Annotated in this window: 11 protein-coding genes; 7 read left to right on the top strand and 4 right to left on the bottom strand. The window is 72.2% G+C overall.

What is annotated here, in order from left to right; genetic code table 11:
* Both V6V16_RS22820 and V6V16_RS22815 read right to left on the bottom strand, forming a co-directional pair.
* Nucleotides 1-2,145 (bottom strand): sensor histidine kinase (locus V6V16_RS22820; RefSeq protein ID WP_334565121.1); only part of this gene is annotated, 2,145 nt, incomplete at its 3' end.
* A 233-nt stretch (nucleotides 2,146-2,378) separates the two neighbouring features.
* Nucleotides 2,379-3,869: a catalase gene (locus V6V16_RS22815; RefSeq protein ID WP_334565120.1), complete on the bottom strand. Its 1,491-nt coding sequence runs from the start codon at nucleotides 3,867-3,869 to the stop codon at nucleotides 2,379-2,381.
* A gap of 526 nt (nucleotides 3,870-4,395) precedes the next feature.
* On the opposite strand from V6V16_RS22815, the gene V6V16_RS22810 reads away from it, so the two are divergent.
* The 5 genes from V6V16_RS22810 (at nucleotide 4,396) to V6V16_RS22790 (ending at nucleotide 8,624) form a co-directional block, all read left to right on the top strand.
* Nucleotides 4,396-4,989 (top strand): hypothetical protein, encoded by a 594-nt coding sequence (locus V6V16_RS22810; protein ID WP_334565119.1) that lies wholly within the window; start codon nucleotides 4,396-4,398, stop codon nucleotides 4,987-4,989.
* A 10-nt stretch (nucleotides 4,990-4,999) separates the two neighbouring features.
* Complete coding sequence (locus V6V16_RS22805) at nucleotides 5,000-5,947, top strand: hypothetical protein (protein WP_334565118.1); 948 nt, start codon at nucleotides 5,000-5,002, stop codon at nucleotides 5,945-5,947.
* Nucleotides 5,948-6,180: 233 nt separating this feature from the next.
* A complete protein-coding gene (locus V6V16_RS22800; protein WP_334565117.1) occupies nucleotides 6,181-7,839 on the top strand; it encodes a sodium:solute symporter family protein in 1,659 nt (552 codons plus the stop codon).
* Between the two features lie 15 nt (nucleotides 7,840-7,854).
* A complete protein-coding gene (locus V6V16_RS22795; protein WP_334565115.1) occupies nucleotides 7,855-8,163 on the top strand; it encodes a hypothetical protein in 309 nt (102 codons plus the stop codon).
* A gap of 77 nt (nucleotides 8,164-8,240) precedes the next feature.
* Nucleotides 8,241-8,624 carry a hypothetical protein gene (locus V6V16_RS22790; protein WP_334565113.1) on the top strand — a complete coding sequence of 128 codons (384 nt, stop codon included), beginning with the start codon at nucleotides 8,241-8,243 and terminating at the stop codon, nucleotides 8,622-8,624.
* Nucleotides 8,625-8,736: 112 nt separating this feature from the next.
* Here V6V16_RS22790 and V6V16_RS22785 read toward each other — a convergent pair whose 3' ends face one another.
* Nucleotides 8,737-10,524 carry a glycoside hydrolase family 6 protein gene (locus V6V16_RS22785; RefSeq protein ID WP_334565111.1) on the bottom strand — a complete coding sequence of 596 codons (1,788 nt, stop codon included), beginning with the start codon at nucleotides 10,522-10,524 and terminating at the stop codon, nucleotides 8,737-8,739.
* Nucleotides 10,525-11,071: 547 nt separating this feature from the next.
* On the opposite strand from V6V16_RS22785, the gene V6V16_RS22780 reads away from it, so the two are divergent.
* Together V6V16_RS22780 and V6V16_RS22775 are read left to right on the top strand one after the other, a co-directional pair.
* On the top strand, nucleotides 11,072-12,040 hold the full coding sequence (locus V6V16_RS22780) for a hypothetical protein (protein WP_334565109.1): 969 nt from the start codon (nucleotides 11,072-11,074) through the stop codon (nucleotides 12,038-12,040).
* Complete coding sequence (locus V6V16_RS22775; protein WP_334565108.1) at nucleotides 12,024-12,722, top strand: class F sortase; 699 nt, start codon at nucleotides 12,024-12,026, stop codon at nucleotides 12,720-12,722. The genes V6V16_RS22780 and V6V16_RS22775 overlap by 17 nt, the downstream gene beginning before the upstream one ends.
* Nucleotides 12,723-12,796: 74 nt before the next feature.
* Here the strand turns inward: V6V16_RS22775 and V6V16_RS22770 are convergent, their stop codons facing one another.
* On the bottom strand, nucleotides 12,797-17,875 hold the full coding sequence (locus V6V16_RS22770; protein WP_334565107.1) for an NAD-glutamate dehydrogenase: 5,079 nt from the start codon (nucleotides 17,873-17,875) through the stop codon (nucleotides 12,797-12,799).
* Between the last annotated feature and the right edge of the window lie 143 nt (nucleotides 17,876-18,018).

Below are 18,018 nucleotides of genomic sequence, written 5' to 3'. Positions count from 1 at the left end.
GGGCCACCGGCCCCCGCCGGCGCACCCGTCGGGGCAGCCCGTCGACCTCCCCGCCCGCCTCGCCCGGGGGCGGCGGGCGAGGCCGCCGGGGAGCACGCCGCCGGAGGCGGTCCGGGAGGAGCCCGCGCCGACGCCGTGCTCGGCGCGACGGGCCGGGCGGGGCAGGGTGCCCAGCCGGCTGGCCCGGGCCAACCGCCGCTCCTCCGCCGTCGCCGCGGCCCGCCGCTCGGCCGCCGGGCCGCCGCCGATCGGCGGCATGGGCGGCTCGTCGGTGACCAGGTCGGCGGGGATGAGCACCACGGCGGTCAGCCCGCCGCCGTCGGACGGGCGCAGCCGCACCCGGACCCCGTGCCGGGCGGCGAGCCGGGCCACCACGAAGTGCCCGAGCCGGGCGGTCTCGGTCGGCTCGAAGTCGGGCGATCGGGCCAGCCGGCGGTTCGCGTCCTCCAGGGCGGCGGCCGACATGCCCAGGCCCCGGTCGGTGATCTCCACCGCGTAGCCGTTCGACACGTGCTGCCCGGAGACCTCCACCCGGGTCCGCGGCGGGGAGAAGGCGGTGGCGTTCTCGATCAGCTCGGCGAGGAGGTGGATCACGTCGCCCACCGCCCGCCCCAGCACGCCGGCGGGGGCCACGGCGGTGATGTCCACGCGGTCGTACGACTCGACCTCGGAGATGGCGCCCCGCACCAGGTCGACCGTCGCGACCGGGTTGCGCCAGCCCCGCCCGGGGGCCGCGCCGGCCAGGATGACCAGATCCTCCGCGTGCCGCCGCAGCCGGGTGGCGAGGTGGTCGACGCGGAACAGCTCGGCCAGCTCGTCCGGGTCCTCGGTGTGCCGCTCCATCCGGTCGAGCAGCGCGAGCTGCCGGTGCACCAGCCCCTGGCTACGCCGGGCGATGTTCAGGAAGACCTCGTTGAGGCCGCGGCGCAGGGTGACCTCGTCGACGGCGGACTGGACCGCGGTGCGCTGCACCTCGGTGAAGGCCCGGGCCACCTGGCCGATCTCGTCGCCGCCGTACTCCAGCGGGGGCGCCTCCCGGGCGACGTCCACCTGCTCGCCCCGGCGCAACCGGGCCACCACGTCCGGCAGCCGGTGCTCGGCCGTCTCCAGCGCGGCGGTGCGTACGCCGGTGAGCCGGTGCGCGAGGGAGCGGCCGACCCGCAGCGACACCAGGACCGAGACCACGACGGCGGCCAGCCCGAGCACCCCGGCGGCGGCGAGCCGGACCAGGATGCCGACGGCCGTCGGCACCGACCGCTCGGCGAGCCCGTCGGCCTGCGCCAGCTCGAAGTCACGCAGCGCCTGCTGCACCGCCTGGTAGCTCTCCTGCCAGGTCCTCGGGTCCGCCGCCGGCCGGGCCGACGACCGGGCCCCGATCAGCGCGTCCTGCATGGCCCGCAACCGGCCGAAGGCGTCACCCTCGGTCATCCGCTGGAACGCCGCCCGTTCGGAGTCGGGCAGGTCGGCGACCGCCGTCTCGGCGAGGAACCGCTGGTTGCCGATGGTCTGGACCAGTTGGAGGTGCTCGCCGTCGGCGAACCCGCCGGCGGTGAACGCCCCGGCCAGCAGGGCGTCGGTCTGGCCGAGCAGCTCCCGGGAGCGGCCGAGCGCGGTGACGGCCAGCGCCTGCCGGTTGAGGTCCCGGTCGGGCAGGTTCGCCATGGCGGAGAAGGCCTGGAAGGCGGAGTTGACCATCCCGCTGTAGAGCCCGACGGCCCCGGCCCGGTCCACCGCCCGCCGGTCGATGAAGCCCCGCCCGGCGGGCAGCGCCTCCAGCGCGGTGACCAGTTGGTCGAGCCGGGCGTCGAGGAGGTCGTCGGCGGCGTCGCGCAGCTCCTCCCCGCCGACGCGGCGGCGCAGCTCCGCGATTGCCCGGTCGGTGCGCTGCCGCTGCTCGGCCAGCCCGGGTACGGGGTCGTCGCCGGCCAGTTGGACCACGGAGAGCCGGCGCTCCCGTTGCAGCTCGGTCACCACGGCCTCGCCGGGACGACCGAGGTCGTAGAGGAGGGTCCGGGCGGCCAGCAGGTCGAGGGCGGGCCCGAAGGTGAGCGTGGTCGCGAAGATCCAGAGCGCCAGCAGCGCGGTCACCGGCACGACGACCAGCGCGGTCAGCTTGGAGCGGATCGGCCAGTCGCGGGTGTTCAATCAGACCTCGCCGGAAGGTGTGGCTGCGGGGGCGCCGGCACCGGCCGGGCAGCGTCGCGGTCGGACCGTTCCGGCCCACGGTGCCGGGCAGGTCCGGCGGACGCCTTGGGCAGGATACGTAATCCTCGCCCGAAGCACTACCGTCCGTCGCGTCGGGCCTACCGGCCCGCCGTCCACAGCGGACGAACGCCCCGCCGGCTCCCGGCGGGGCGTTCGGCTCCGGCAGACGTGGGTCAGGCGCCGGCGGAGATGCCGAGCCCCTCGGCGACCCGACGGCCGTACTCCTCGTCGCACTGGCTGAAGTGCCAGACCATCTTCTCCTGGATGTGCTTGTCGCACCGGCCCAGCAGCGTGGTCAGGTTGAGGATCAGGTCGTCACGCTCCCAGGCGGCCATCTCGCGGTAGCGCCGGCCCGCCTGGGAGTAGTTGTCCTGCCGCTCGATCGGAGCCTTCATGATCTGACCCGAGACGAAGGGGCGGTACTCCCGGTAGGACTCGTCGGCCTCGCGCAGGCCGGCGACCGAGGACGGCTCGTAGTTGACGTGCGGGTCGCCGCCGCGGTCGTCCACCCCGTACGACATCTGGCCGCCGGTCTGGTTGGTGCTGACCCGCACGTCCTCGCGCGGCCGGTTGACCGGCAGCTGGAGGTAGTTCGGGCCGACCCGGTAGCGCTGGGTGTCCGAGTAGGAGAACGTCCGGCCGATCAGCATCTTGTCGTCGGAGAAGTCGATCCCGTCGACCAGGACCCCGGTGCCGAAGGCGATCTGCTCGTTCTCGTTGTGGTGGTCGGTGATGTTGCGGTTCAGCGTCATCATGCCGACCGGCAGGTACGGGAAGTCCTCCTCCGGCCAGATCTTGGTGTCGTCGAGCGGGTCGAAGTCCAGCTCCGGGTGCTCGTCGTCGCTCATGACCTGGACGTTCAGCTCCCACTTCGGGTGGTCGCCGCGCTCGATCGCCTCGTAGAGGTCCTTGGAGGCGTGCCCCAGCTCGGTGGCCTGGATGGCGTCCGCCTCGGCCTGGGTCAGGTTCTGCTCGCCCTGCTGGGACATCCAGTGGAACTTGACCAGCACGGCCTCGCCCTCGGCGTTGACCAGGCGGTAGGTGTTCACCCCGGAGCCGCGCATCGTCCGGTAGTTCCTCGGGATGCCGTACGGGGAGAAGAGCCAGGTCAGCATGTGCATCGACTCGGGGGTGTTCGACATGAAGTCGAAGATCCGGTTCGGCTCCTGGCGGAAGGTGACCGGGTCCGGCTTCAGCGAGTGGATCACGTCGGGGAACTTGATCGCGTCGCGGATGAAGAAGACCTGGAGGTTGTTGCCCACCATGTCCCAGTTGCCGTCCTCGGTGCGGAACTTCACCGCGAAGCCGCGCGGGTCGCGGGCCGCCTCGGAGGAGTCCCGGCCGCCGATGACGGTGGAGAAGCGGATGGTGACCGGGGTCTTCTTGCCCCTGGTCTGGAACAGCTTGGCGCGGGTGTACCTCGACGCCGGCTCGTCGCCGATCGTCCCGTACGCCTCGAACTCGCCGTGCGCGACGAAGCCGCGGGCGTGCACCACCCGCTCCGGGATCCGCTCCCGGTCGAAGTGGCTGATCTTCTCCAGGAAGTGGTAGTTCTCCAGCGTCGCCGGGCCGCGCGAGCCGACCGTCCGCTGCTGCTGGTTGTTGTGCACGGGGTGACCCTGACGGGTGGTGAGGATCGGCTTGCTGGCCTGCGGGTCGCTCATGGATCTCCTCCTGATCGGTGTGGCGGGCCGGCGTCGGTCACGCCGCGACTGACATGTCGACGATCACGCCGCAGTCCCGGCAGACCAGGTGGTCGTGGTCGTCCCCGCCCAGCCCGTACCGGGCCGGCCCGCCGGCCGGGCGAACCGGCGCGGCAGGCGCGCGCCCGTGAGCGCGTGCAGGACGTCGCAGACCGCCTGGCCCGAGATCCGCCCGAGGCGGACCCGGGCGAGTCCGGTGATCGCGTCGGCATCCAGGTGCCGCCGGTCGCACCGCCCCGAGCACCGCGAGCCGGGGCCGCGTGATCCGCAGCCCGGCCGCCCGCGGGCGTTCGGCGTCGGACCCGACCGGCATGACCCACCCAAGCGCGTTTTCTGGAACGAGTCAAGTTTTCACCCTCGGTCACGTTGTGTGACTCGTCATGGGGCGCCGGGGAATGCCGGTAGGCCGGGGTTGGCAAGGAAAGTGCCCCGGAACGGGATTGGCGATCACCGAGCGGAGGGAATACCACCTGACGAAGGAGGAGCCATGTCGCCCACCCAGGTAATCGTCATCGTTCTGGTCGTGCTGGTGATCGCGGCCGTGGCCGTGGCCGCCCGGTCCTACGCCCGCCGCCGCGCGCTGCGCTCGCGCTTCGGTCCCGAGTACGACCGCGCCGTCGCCGAGCAGGAGAGCCGGCCCGCCGCGGAGCGGGAGCTGCGGGAGCGGGAACGCCGCCACGCCGAGCTCACGCTCACCCCCCTCGCCCCCGAGTCCCGCGCCCGGTACGCCGCCGCGTGGGAGGAACTCCAGGTCCGCTTCGTCGACTCCCCCGCCGAGACCGTGGGTGACGCGGACGAACTGGTCACCCGGCTCATCGCCGAACGGGGCTACCCGACCGGCGAGTTCTCCGACCAGATCGCCCACCTCTCCGTCGAGCACGCCCGCACCCTCGGCCACTACCGCGACGCCCACGAGATCCACCTGCGCAACTCCCGGGGCGAGGCCAGCACCGAGGAGCTCCGCCAGGCCGTCGTGCACTACCGCGCCCTCTTCGCCGACCTGCTCGGCGAAGAGCCGGTCGGGGCGCGCGCCACCGAGCAGCACGACCCGGACAGCCAGCACGACGTCACGAGCCGCTAGGAGGATCCTCATGCGCCAGCACGAGCAGCAGGTGGGCAACGAGCACCCCGAGGCCGTCCGCTCCGAGCCGGTGCCGGTGCCGCCCCCGGGCGACCGGACGGGCCGGGCCGAGGTGCCCGAGGACGCCGTCGACGACCGGGGCGGCTTCGACGACCCGGCGGTCGCCGGGGAACGGCGCCCGGGGGACGCGACCGGCGAGGGCCGGCCGCGCGACCGCGACGCCGGCCCGGGACGACCGGGGGACGGCGACGGGGACCGGACCGAGTTCCACGAGCCGGGCCCGGTGCCGACCGCCTTCGGGGCCACCAGCGTCGGCGGCGCGGTCGCCGCCTCCGCGCTGGCCAACCCCCGTCCGGAGAACGAGCCGGACCCCCGCGCGGAATGGACCGCGCGGCCCGGTGACGGCGCCGCGGACGGCGAACGCGAGGGCCGGCGGGCCGACCCGACGGCCGAGTTCCACCGCCTCGGCGAGCACCGCGACGACCGCTCCGGTGACCGGGAGGCTCCCGCGGACGACGCCGGGGACCGGTCCGAGCGCGGCGCCGGCCGGATCGGCGCGGCCGGATACGGCAGCACCGCGCCGGTGATGGTCGACCCCGACGCCGCGGACGCGCCGGCCGGGGGCGGGGGCGTCGCGGCGCTGAAGGCGGTCGGGACCGACCGGCCGGCGGGCGCGACGGTGGCCGCCGAGCCGGCCAGCCTCTTCGACCCGACGATGGCGCAGGGCTTCCGGGACCGTTGGCGGGATGTCCAACTGCGCTTCGTGGACGACCCGCGGGCCGCCGCCGGGGAGGCCCAGTCGCTGGTCGACGAGGCGATCCAGGCGCTCTCCTCGGCGCTCTCCGCGCAGAAGAACAAGCTGGGCGGCTGGCAGGACGCCGGCTCCGCCGACACCGAGCAGCTCCGGATGGCCGTGCGTCACTACCGCGACTTCCTGGACCGGGTGCTCGGCCGCTGACCGGCTCCCGCGGGCGCCCCCGGCCGTCGGCCGGGGGCGCCCTCGTCTGCCCGCCGGCGGCCCGCGAGGTGCACCCTCCCGACACCGCGACCGGAGCGGGCCCCCCAACCGGCAGGGGTGGCGAATGCTCTCTCGGGGACGTTTTCGCCGTCGCAGGCGTGAAACGGCGCGTCCGGGGTAATTGGGCGCCCGCGCACTCATCCGGCACAGGCGGTCGACGGAGGGTTACCGGGATGGACGGCGATGGTCTGCGGCTGAACATGAACGTCCTGGACTACGGCATCCTGGCGCTCTACTTCGTCACGGTGCTCGGCGTCGGCTTCGCGGCCCGGCGCGCCATCCGGACCAGCGTCGACTTCTTCCTCTCCGGCCGTTCGCTGCCCGCCTGGGTGACCGGGCTCGCCTTCGTCTCCGCCAACCTCGGGGCGTTGGAGATCATCGGCATGGCCGCGAACGGCGCCCAGTACGGGGCGATGACCCTGCACTACTACTGGATCGGCGCCGTGCCGGCGATGGTCTTCCTCGGCATCGTGATGATGCCGTTCTACTACGGCTCGAAGGTCCGCAGCGTCCCCGAGTACCTGCGGCTGCGCTTCAACCGCCCCACCCACCTGCTGAACGCGCTCAGCTTCGCGGTCGCCCAGGTGCTCATCGCCGGGGTGAACCTCTACGCGCTGGCGCTGATCATGCAGGCCCTGCTCGGCTGGCCGCTCTGGGTGGCGATCGTCATCGGCGCGCTGATCGTGCTCGCGTACATCACCGTGGGCGGGCTCTCCGGGGCGATCTACAACGAGGTGCTCCAGTTCTTCGTGATCATCGCAGGCCTGCTGCCGATCACGATCCTGGGCCTGGTCAAGGTGGGCGGCGTCGACGGCCTGATGGACGCGGTTCGCGAGTCCAGGCTCGGCGAGGCGGGACTGCACACCTGGCAGGACACCGGCACCACCGACAACCCGCTGGGCGCGCACTGGATCGGCATCGTCTTCGGCCTGGGCTTCGTGCTCTCCTTCGGCTACTGGACGACCAACTTCGCCGAGGTGCAGCGCGCGCTGTCGGCCAAGAACATGAGCGCCGCCCGGCGGACCCCGATCATCGCCGCGTACCCGAAGCTGCTCATCCCGGTGGTCACGGTGATCCCCGGCCTGGTGGCCCTGGTCACGGTGCAGGGGCTCGGGGCGGAGAGCGGCGACCTGGTGTACAACAACGCCATCCCGCTGCTGATGCGTGACCTGCTCCCCAACGGCGTGCTCGGGATCGCGGTGACGGGCCTCGTGGCGTCGTTCATGGCCGGCATGGCGGCCAACGTCAGCGGCTTCAACACCGTCTTCACCTACGACATCTGGCAGCAGTACGTCCGCCGCGACCGCCCCGACGAGTACTACATCCGCATCGGCCGGTGGGCCACCGTCGGCGGCGTGCTGGTCGGCATCGGCACCGCCTTCATCGCCGCCGGCTTCAGCAACATCATGAACTACATCCAGGCGCTCTTCTCGCTGTTCAACGCGCCGCTCTTCGCGACCTTCATCATCGGCATGTTCTGGCGCCGGATGAGCGCGGCGGCCGGCTTCCTCTCCCTGCTCATGGGCACGCTGGCGGCGCTCGCCACCTACCTGCTCTACAAGGCCGGCGTGGTGCACTTCAACTCCGACCTGGAGGAGAGCTTCTGGGGCGCCGGCATCGCGTTCGTCACGGCGGCGGTCGTCGCCGCCGTGGTCACCCCGTTCACCGCCAAGAAGCGGGACGAGGACCTGCGCGGGCTGGTCTACGGCATGGGCGCCGTCGACGTGAAGGGCGACCTGCTGGCCGGGGACGCGGTCTGGTGGCGCTCCCCCGTGCTGCTGGGGCTGGTCGCGGTGACGCTCTCCCTCCTCCTCTACGTGCCGTTCTTCTAGGAAGGGTGCTCGGCCATGAGCATGGACAACCTCAACCCGCACGGGCACGACCAGTCCGTCGAGGCCACCGAGGAGGCCCGCCGTCGTTCGGCCGCCGCCCGGCTCTTCGACATCCGCCGGGTGATCGGTGGCCTGTTCACCGCGTACGGGGCGATCGTCACCCTGATCGGGATCTTCGACGGCGCCTCCGCCGTGGAGAAGGCGCAGGGGGTCCGGATCAACCTCTGGGCGGGCCTCGGCATGCTCGTCTTCGGCGTGCTGATGCTGCTCTGGCAGTGGCGTAACCCGGTCGAGCCGCCGGAGACCGGGGACGAGAAGGGCTGAACCGGGCGGGCATGGGCACCGCCACGGCGGGTACGCGACCGGACCAGGCGACCATCCCGTGCCAGGAGGGCAGCGACATGACGGATCCTGACCGCGACCGACCGCTGGAGGAGAGCCCGGAGATGGCCACGGCGGCCGACGACGACACCGGCGTCCCGCAGCTGAGGACCGGCGGCGGCGCCGACCGCGACACCCCGTCGTTCACCGAGCCCGGGCAGCGGCCGGCCGACGGCACGGGCGGCGACGAGCTGATCGGCGACCCGTACGCCGCCGGCACCGGCGCGACGGGCACCGGCACGGGTGCCGCGCCGGACAACATCCGCACCGGCGCCGAGCAGCCCTGGGAACCGGAGGACCTGGTGGCCGCCCGCGGCCAGGACCTCACCGCGGAGAACGTCGAGCGGGCCCGCCGGGACCTGACCGAGCTGGGTCGCGCGGCCATCGAGAGGACGGTGCCCTGACCGGCGTACGCGAGGGGGCCCCCGGCCCGACCGTCGGACGGTCGGACCGGGGGCCCGGGGAACCTGCCGCTGGAGCGCCTCACCTACTGCCAGCGGCGGGTGGGCGCCGGTGTCAGAGCGCGGGGTACGCGTTCTGCATGAGCTGCGTGAACTGCGCCGGGAACCAGGCACCCGAGATCGGGGCGTCCGGCAGGGCACCGCTCATGCTGTTGCCGTTGCGGGCGTTACCGGTGTAGGTCGGGTCGCACATCCGGTCGAAGCCCTTGCCCTCGTTGTTCGGGATCTCCTTGCTGGAGCCGTCCGACTCGCCCGGGGGCTTCACCCAGACGTAGGCGTCGATGCCCGGCTCCGGCGCGGCCTTCGGCCGCTCGCCCAGGCCGGCCCCGGCCTGGTTGCACCAGTTGCCGGCGTGGATGCGCCGGTCCACCCGGCCGCCGTTGACGTACGTGTCCACGTTCGTCGTCGCGCCCGGGCCGGTGGGCCGGGCCGAGCCGCCCCAGCCGTTGCGGGAGGTGTCGATGAGCATGCCGATCTTCGAGTCGAAGCCCTTGGCGACGAGTTCGTTGCGGAACGCCTGGGCGAACGAGAGCTCGTCCACGTAGAAGTTCCAGTCGATCCACTTGGACTGCCGCACGCTGGTCCCGTTCACCGAGTCGGTGATCTTGATGTAGGGCTCGCGCAGCGCCGAGTAGTTGGCGGTGTTGACGATGAAGCCGTGGACGTTGTTCACCGTGCTGCCGGAGGCGACGGAGGCGTCCTTCAGGATCTGCGCGGTCGGGCCGAAGTTGCTGTCCCAACCGATCCAGCCGTGGTGGGCGGCGTCGATGTAGTTGTAGACGTTGCCGATCGCGCCCAGCTTCGACAGGGCGTACCCGACGCCGTTGACGTAGGCGCCGTTGGCCTTCACCGTGTCGCACATCGCGGTGCCGCCCGGGTTGCCGGAGGTGTTGGTCACCAGGTTCGGCAGCGAGTCGATCTCGATGATGTTGACGATCCGCAGGCTGGCGTACTTCGGGTCGCCCTGGATCGCGGCGATCGGGTCGATGTACTCGGACTTGTAGCGGGGCAGCTCGTCCGCGCGCAGCTCACCGTTCGAGGCGAGCGCCGCACAGTCCCGGCCGGGCAGGTTGTAGATGACGAACTGGATGTAGTTCGCCCCCTGCTCGAGCGCCTTGTTCAGGTGGTCCCGCACGCCCATCGCGCCGTTGGAGCTGCTGTCCGGGGTGCCGTTGATGGCGGCGATCCGGTCGATCCAGACGGCGGTCGGGTTGTTAGACACCCGGTTGCCGCCGGGGACGGACTCGGCCTTGGCCTTCCACTCCGGGTTCACGTACCCCTTGGCGTTCAGGTACGGGTTGTCCACCCGCTGGCCCGGGGGGTCGGTGGGCGGCGGGGTGGTCGGCGGCGGCGTCGTGGGGGGCGGCGTCGACGGCGGCGGGGTGGAGGGCGGCGGCGTGGTCGGGTTGGGGTTGCCGCCGTTGCAGGTCACGCCGTTGAGCGTGAACGAGGTCGGCTTCGGGTTGCTGCCGCTCCAGGCACCGTTGAACCCGATGCTCACCGTGGCACCGCTGGCCACCGCGCCGTTGTAGGACTCGTTCTGCGCGGTGACGTTCCGGCCGGTCTGCGTCCACCGCGCCGACCAGCCCTGCTGCACCCGCTGGTTCCCGTCCGGGAAGGTGAAGCCCAGCGTCCAGCCGTTGAGGGCGTCGCCGATGTTCTTGATGTTGACGCTGGCGGTGAACCCGCCCTGCCACTCGCTCGTCGTGTACGTCACGTCGCACTGGGTGGCGGCGTGCGCCACGGTGACCGGCAGGGTCACCAGTCCGCCCGCGACCAGAGCGCCCGCGCCACCGAGCGCGAGGGCCCGGCGGGGGCCGGACAGCCTTCTCCACACATTCATGCCACTGATCTCCTTGGGCGAGACCGGATCCGCGAACGGCCCGGCGAATAGGGCCCGATGGGCGTCCTGCGCGGACGACCGTCGGCGCCACGGGTTCCTCGGGGGGTGCCCGACCCGGACGGGCTGGTGGTGGTGGTCCGACCGGCGGCGATGGCCGGTCGGGAGGCGGGATGTCGTCCGGAAGACCGGTGCCCTCGACTCCTGCCTGCGCGGTGTGGCTCCCCGAACCGCGTGCAGAGATTCTTGCATGGGAGCGCTTCCATGGCAATGCCTCGATGAAACCGGCGACGCGCCGGGGGGCGCCGGGGCCGGGACGACGGAGCCCCGGCCGGCACGAGCGGCGCGAGCGGGCCGGGGGACGCCAACGCGGTGGGAACCGCCCGAGCGGCCGAGGGAGTCGGGAACACCGCTTAGCGCCCCTAACGCGCTTACTCAACACAAGCCCCAAAACGCGAATCTTTCCCTTCATAGCTCGTGAATCGGTCTAACGTCGTGGGTAGCTCGGTTGTCACCGAGCCAGGACAACAGGGATGGAGTGACGCAGGTCATGGCAAACAAGATGCTCGGGAAGGTCGTTGCGGGCGCCGCCCTCGGTGGCGCGTCCCTGCTCGTGTTCACGCCGGGGATCGCGTTCGCGGACGGCCACCAGGACGACGAGGGCAAGGTCTACGCCAAGCCGCACGTCGTCAAGGCGGGCGACACGGTCAAGTTGATCGAGGTCTGCCCGGAACGGCAGGAGCACGCGTACGTGTGGTCGAAGGTCACCGGCAAGGTCAAGCTCAAGCCGGCCGAGGGCCGGGGCGACTGGCGTGGCGGGGAGGAGGACTCCCGCGGCGACAAGGGCAAGGACCACGGGGACGAGGGCCGCGACCACGACAAGGGCAAGGACCACGAGGACAAGGGCCGCGACCACGACAAGGACGGCAACGGCAAGGACGGCAACGGCAAGGACGAGACCCCCAAGCCGCAGCCCACGGCCACCTCCACCGGCCAGCCGCAGCCGCCCGCCAACGGTGGCCAGGGTGGTGGCGCCGACGTCGCCGACGACGAGGGCGGGCACCACTGGAAGGGCTACGAGCACGGCCAGGACGCCGAGGGCGACCACGAGGGACGTGGTGACAAGGACCACGACAGGTACGGCTCGGACGAGTACGACCGCGAGGACCACAGCGGGTACGGCTCGGACGAGTACGACCGCGAGGGCCACAGCGGGTACGGCTCGGACGAGGAGTCCGAGGGCAACGGCAAGGACCACTGGGAGCACAAGCGTGACTTCGTCTACTACGGCGAGGCCGAGGTCTCCGAGGACGCCAAGCCGGGCCGCTACGAGCTCAAGGGCTCGTGCGGCGAGGGCGAACTGGTGGTCCTCCCGCGCGGTGGGGTCGACGGCGGTGACGGCGGCGCCGTCGGCACCGACCGGGGCCTGGCCGCCGGCGGCGCGAGCCTGATCGGCGCGGCCGCCCTGGGCGGCCTCGTGCTGATGCGTCGGCGCCGGACCGATGAGTCCTTCGTCTGACCCGACGGCGACACCGGCCGGCGGCCGTCACGGGAGCCCGTGGCGCGCCGCCGGCGCGGCCGTCGTCGTCGTGGTAGCCATGGTCGGCGCCGGCCTGGTCGGCGCCTCGCTCAGGACCCCGTCCGCTCCCCGCCCCCCACAGCCGCTGGCCGCCGCCCCCGCCACCACCGGACCGGCGGTCGCCGACCTGCCGGCGGATCCGGACGTCGCCACCGGGACGGGCCTGGCCCGCTCCGCCCCCACCACCATCACCATCCCCCGGATCGGGGTCGACGCCCAGATCATGTCGCTCGGCACGAACCCGGACGGCACCGTCCAGGTGCCCCCACTTGAGCAGGCGCAGCTGGCCGGCTGGTACGAGCCGGGGCCGAGCCCGGGCGAGGTCGGCAACGCGGTCATCGTCGGGCACGTGGACTCGGCGCAGATCGGCCCGGCGGTCTTCTTCTCCCTCGGTGCCCTGCAACCGGGTGACACCATCACCGTCAGCAGGCAGGACGGGCAGCAGGCCACCTTCACCGTCGAGTCGGTCAAGGCGTACCCGAAGGACGAGTTCCCGACCGAGCAGGTCTACGGCCCCGGCGACCGGCCCGGCCTGCGGGTGGTGACCTGCGGCGGGATCTTCGACGAGGCCGCCGGCAGCTACCCGGACAACGTCGTGGTGTTCGCCTCCATGCCGGCCTGACCGGCGGCCACACGACGGAGCGCGGTCCGGTCGGTCGGGGCGACCCGACCGGCCGGACCGCGGCGCCGTGCGGCTCAGGCCGCGGCGGAGGTCCGCACCAGGGTGCGGATCTGGCGCAGCAGCACCGACAGGGCGGCGAGGTCCGCCCGGGACTCGTCGAACTCCCCCATCGCCCGCTCGGCGCGGTGGATCGAGGTGGCGTTCGACTGCTCCCACTGCAGCACCCGCTCCTGAGGCGAGAGGGTGCCCGCGGTGGAGTCGAGGACCTCCGCGGTCAGCGCGGCCAGCGCGGCGTAGAGGTCGTAGCGCAGCGCCATCCGGGCCAGCGTCTGCCAGCGGTCCTCGCGCGGCAGCAGGGAGATCTTCGACAGCAGCGAGTCCACCCGGAACCGGTCGGAGAGCACGAAGTAGACCGAGGCCACCTCGCCGACGTCCCGCCCGCTGCTCGCCGACGTCTCCACCACGTCGAGCAGGCCGAAGCTGTACATCAGCCGGGTCGCCTGCTCGGCCAGGTCGCGGGGCAGCCCCCGCCCGGCCAGCGATTCGATGTGCGCCGCCAGCGACTCCCGCTCGCCGCCGTGGAAGCGCTCCTCCAGGTCGGGCAGGAGCCGGGCCACCCCGTCGCGCAGCCGGGCGATCTCCGCCGGCACGTCGATCGGCGACCGGCGGTTGGTGACCAGCCACCGCACCGCCCGGTCGAGCAGCCGCCGGGTGTCGAGGTAGACGCTGGTCTGCAGGTCGGGGGCGACCCTGTTGTCCAGGGCCTCCACCGCGTCCCACAGCGCCCGCAGCCCGAACACCTCGCGGACCACCACGTAGGCCCGGATCACGTCCGCCGCCGAGGCGGCCGTCTCCTCGACCACCCGGAAGACGAAGGAGATGCCGCCCCGGTTGATCGCCTCGTTGACCAGGACCGTCGTCACGATGTCCCGGCGCAGCCGGTGCTGGCCCATCCGGTCGGCGAAGCGCTGGCGCATCGGCGTCGGGAAGTAGTTGACCAGGACCTCCTTCGTCCACTCCTCGTCCGCGAGCCCTTCCGCCAGGATCTCCCGCTCAAGGACGATCTTGACGTACGCGAGCAGCACGGCGAACTCCGGCGCGGTCAGCCCGGACTCGGTCCGCACCGCCAGCTCCTCGTCCGACGGCAGCGCCTCCAGGGCCCGGTCCAGCGCGCCGGACCGCTCCAGCTCGCTGAGCATCCGGCGGTGCACCGGCAGCAGCGAGGCGGCCTGCGCCTGCGCGTTGTTGATCGCCCGGGCCTGGTCGTAGTTGTCCCGCAGCACCAGCTCGGCGACCTCGTCGGTCATCGCGGCGAGCAGCTCGTCCCGCTCCGGGACGGTCAGCGCGTCGTCGGCGACCGCCGTGTTCAGCAGGATCTTGATGTTCACCTCGTGGTCGGAGCAGTCCACCCCGGCCGCGTTGTCGATGAAGTCCGTGTAGATCCGGCCGCCGGTCTGGGCGTACTCGATCCGGCCGAGCTGGGTCCAGCCCAGGTTGCCGCCCTCGCCGGCCACCCGGCACCGCAGGTTCCTGCCGTCCACCCGGATCGCGTCGTTGGACTTGTCGCCGACCTCCGCGTTGGTCTGGCTGGAGGCCTTCACGTACGTGCCGATGCCGCCGTTCCAGAACAGGTCGACCGGCGCGGTCAGGATCGTCTTCATCAGCTCCTGCGGCGACATCTGCGTGACGTCGTCGGCCAGGCCCAGCACCTCGCGGACCTGCGGCGAGATCGGCACCGACTTGGCGGCCCGCGGGTACACCCCGCCGCCGGCCGAGATCAGCTCCCGGTCGTAGTCCTCCCACGACGAACGGGGCAGGTCGAACAGCCGCCTCCGCTCGGCGTACGAGGCGGCGGCGTCCGGGTCCGGGTCGAGGAAGATGTGCCGGTGGTCGAACGCCGCCACCAGCCGGATGTGCTCCGACAGCAGCATCCCGTTGCCGAACACGTCGCCGGACATGTCGCCGACGCCGACCACGGTGAAGTCCTCGGCCTGGGTGTCGTGGCCCAGCTCGCGGAAGTGCCGCTTCACCGACTCCCAGGCGCCCCGGGCGGTGATGCCCATCTTCTTGTGGTCGTAGCCGGCGGAGCCGCCGGAGGCGAACGCGTCGCCGAGCCAGAAGTTGTGCGCCGTGGAGATCTCGTTGGCGATGTCGGAGAACGTGGCCGTGCCCTTGTCGGCCGCGACCACCATGTACGGGTCGTCGCCGTCGTGCCGCACGACGTCCTCCGGCGGCACGATCTCGCCGCCGACGATGTTGTCGGTGACGTCCAGCAGTGCGGAGATGAACTCCTTGTAGCAGACGACCGCCTCGTCCCGGTCCCCCGGCTTCTGCTTGAGCACGAAGCCGCCCTTGGCGCCGACCGGCACGATCACGGCGTTCTTCACCATCTGCGCCTTGACCAGGCCGAGCACCTCGGTGCGGAAGTCCTCGCGGCGGTCGGACCAGCGCAGCCCGCCCCGGGCCACCGGCCCGAACCGCAGGTGCACGCCCTCGAAGCGCGGCGAGTACACGAAGATCTCGAACTTCGGCCTCGGCGCCGGCAGGTCCGGGATGGCCTGCGGGTCCAGCTTGAGCGCCACGTACGACTTCGGCCGCCCGTCGGCGCGCTTCTGGTAGAAGCTGGTCCGCAGGGTGGCCTGGATCATCGTCAGGTAGGCGCGCAGGATCCGGTCCTGGTCGAGGCTGGCGACGTCGTCGAGCGCGCCGCGGATTTCCCCGACCAGCTTGTCGCTGCGCCGCTGCCGCTCCTCGTGGTCCGTCGCGTCCGGCGCGAAGCGGATCTCGAAGAGCTCCACCAGCAGGGCGGCGATCCTCGGGTACGCGATGAAGGTCGACTCCATGTACTCCTGCGAGAAGACCGTGCCGGCCTGACGCAGGTACTTCGCGTACGCGCGCAGCACCACGACCTGCCGCCAGGTGAGGCCCGCGCGCAGCACCAGCTCGTTGAAGCCGTCCACCTCGGCCTCGCCCCGCCACGCCGCCGCGAAGGCGTTCTCCACGTGCGGGCGCACCTCGGCCAGCTCCTGGTGCCCCTCGGGCAGGCACAGGCCGAAGTCGTAGAGGTAGACCCGACCGTCGATCCGGTCCACCTCGTACGGGTGCTCGTCGACCACCCGCACGCCGAGCGAGTGCAGCACCGGCAGCACGGCGGAGAGCATCATCGGCTCGCCGTAGCGGTAGACCTTGAAGCGGACGTCCATCGCCTCGTCGACGTCCGGCCCCCGCCCGCCGGCCCGCGGCGCGAGCTGCTTGCGGAACATGTGCATCTCCAGCTGGCCGGGCTCCTCCAGCAGCTCCAGCTTCGCCAGGTCCTTCATCGCCTCGTACGGGGTGTGGCCGTCCTTGTAGCCCTCCGGGAAGGCGTCGGCGTACCGGGTGAACAGGTGCTTGGCCTGCTCGTCGCCGAGCTTGCGCTCCAGCACCAGCCGGTAGTCGTCGTCCCAGAGCCGGGTGGCGTCGGCCAGTTCCTCGGCGAGCAGGTCGGCGTCGATGCTCCCCGGGGGCTGGTTCGGGTCGGTCCGGACGATGAAGTGCACCCGGGCGAGCATCGACTCGGTGACCCGGGTGGTGTAGTCGACCCCGACGCCGTTCAGCTCGCGCAGCAGGATGTCCTGCATCCGCAGCCGGTTCTGCGTGGTGAACCGGTCCCGGGGCAGGTAGATCAGGCAGGAGATGAACCGCCCGTACGCGTCCCGGCGCAGGAAGACCCGCAGCTGCCGGCGCCCGGCCATCCGCAGCACGCCGATGACGGCGTGGTAGAGGTCCTCGGTCTTGATCTGGAACAGCTCGTCGCGCGGATAGGTCTCCAGGATCTGCAACAGGTCCTTGCCGGAGTGGCTGCGCTGGCTGAGGCCGGAACGGTCCAGCACCTCGGCCACCTTGCGACGCACCACCGGCAGCTCCTGCACGCTGGTCCGGTACGCGGCGGTGGAGAACAGCCCCAGGAAGCGCCGCTCGCCGACCACCTCGCCGGCCTCGTCGAAGACCTTGAAGCCGATGTAGTCGAGGTAGGCGGAGCGGTGCACGGTGGCCCGCGAGTTCGCCTTGGTGATGATCAGCAGGCGCTTCTCGGTGACCTTGTCGTGGGCCTCGGAGGGCATCGACGACAGCGGCCGGGCCTCGGGGGAGTCCTGGCGCAGGATGCCCAGGCCCGTGCCGAGCACCGCCTCCAGCGCCTGGCCGCTGCGTCGCTCCCCGTCCTCGGCCGCCGGCGCCGCGGCGTCGACCAGGCGGTACTCCCGGTAGCCGAGGAACGTGAAGTGGTCGTGGGCGAGCCAGCGGAGCAGCTCCACCGAGTCCGTGATGTCCTTCTCCGGCACCGGTGGCCGGTTCTCCGAAGTCCGCGCGGCGGCCAACTCGTCGGCGAGGGCGAGGGCCCGCTGGCGCATCTTCGGCCAGTCCTCCACCGCCTCCCGCACATCGGTGAGCACGCGCTGGAGCTCCCGGCGCAGCCGCTCCCGGTCGGCGGCGTCGCGGACCGGGTCGACCTCGATGTGCATCCAGCTCTCGACCAGGTCGCCGGCGATGGCGTCGTCGGGCTCGACGTCGGCGGAAACCTCGACCAGCCGGCCCAGCGGCTCGCGTCGGACCACCACCAGCGGGTGGACCAGCAGGTGCACGTCCAGGTGGTGCGAGTTGAGCAGGGCGGTCACCGAGTCGACCAGGAACGGCATGTCGTCGGTGACGATCTCGATGACCGTGTGGTGCTGGTCGGCGTCCGGCTCGTGGATGCGCAGCTTCAGCTCGCCCGGCACCCGCTGCTGGGCCAGGTCGCGGTGCGCGCGGGCCGCAGCCAGCATCTCCTCGGCCGTGAAGCCGATCAGCTCCTCGTCCGGCGCGAACCGCCAGAAGCGGCCGACCAGGGTCGCCGCGTCGTGGTCGTCGCCGGCGAGCGCGACGGCCTGGGCCACCAGACGCTCCGCGTTCGGGACCGGCTCGTCGAGCTCGTTGTCCTCCACGTCGTCGGCCAGCGCGCCGGGCGGCAGGCCCAGATCGTAGAGGGTGTCGATGCTCGAACCGGTCATCCCGGTCACCCCTGTGTCGAGGCGGCCGAGGCCGTCCCCGTCGGTCGCCGAATCGAAGCTGTCGTCCCGGCCGGTGTCGCCCTGCCGGAGGTCGGGTCCCGGTTTGATCGCCGGACGCCGGTCCATCGGTGCCACTCCCCTCGACCCACCGCGTTGTGGGTCACTCTGCCGCCCAGCCTAGGCCCTGCCGTTCCGCCCCTCCGTCGGCGGACCACGGTGCGGACGTCCGGGTCCGGACTCTGTCCCTTCACCCGTTGCGGGTACGGGGT

The organism is Micromonospora sp. CPCC 205561, assembly GCF_036906775.1.
GTDB lineage: Bacteria > Actinomycetota > Actinomycetes > Mycobacteriales > Micromonosporaceae > Micromonospora.
The sequence above is the reverse complement of the archived record's forward strand: the minus strand, read 5'-3'. Positions and strand labels throughout refer to the sequence as shown.

Bases quoted from the DNA above. Each gene is read 5' to 3' on its own strand.
- V6V16_RS22810 (WP_334565119.1), top strand. From the start codon at position 4,396: ATGTCGCCCACCCAGGTAATCGTCATCGTTCTGGTCGTGCTGGTGATC.
- V6V16_RS22780 (WP_334565109.1), top strand. From the start codon at position 11,072: ATGGCAAACAAGATGCTCGGGAAGGTCGTTGCGGGCGCCGCCCTCGGT.
- V6V16_RS22770 (WP_334565107.1), bottom strand. From the start codon at position 17,875: ATGGACCGGCGTCCGGCGATCAAACCGGGACCCGACCTCCGGCAGGGC.
- V6V16_RS22805 (WP_334565118.1), top strand. From the start codon at position 5,000: ATGCGCCAGCACGAGCAGCAGGTGGGCAACGAGCACCCCGAGGCCGTC.
- V6V16_RS22795 (WP_334565115.1), top strand. From the start codon at position 7,855: ATGAGCATGGACAACCTCAACCCGCACGGGCACGACCAGTCCGTCGAG.
- V6V16_RS22815 (WP_334565120.1), bottom strand. From the start codon at position 3,869: ATGAGCGACCCGCAGGCCAGCAAGCCGATCCTCACCACCCGTCAGGGT.
- V6V16_RS22800 (WP_334565117.1), top strand. From the start codon at position 6,181: ATGGACGGCGATGGTCTGCGGCTGAACATGAACGTCCTGGACTACGGC.
- V6V16_RS22775 (WP_334565108.1), top strand. From the start codon at position 12,024: ATGAGTCCTTCGTCTGACCCGACGGCGACACCGGCCGGCGGCCGTCAC.
- V6V16_RS22785 (WP_334565111.1), bottom strand. From the start codon at position 10,524: ATGAATGTGTGGAGAAGGCTGTCCGGCCCCCGCCGGGCCCTCGCGCTC.
- V6V16_RS22790 (WP_334565113.1), top strand. From the start codon at position 8,241: ATGACGGATCCTGACCGCGACCGACCGCTGGAGGAGAGCCCGGAGATG.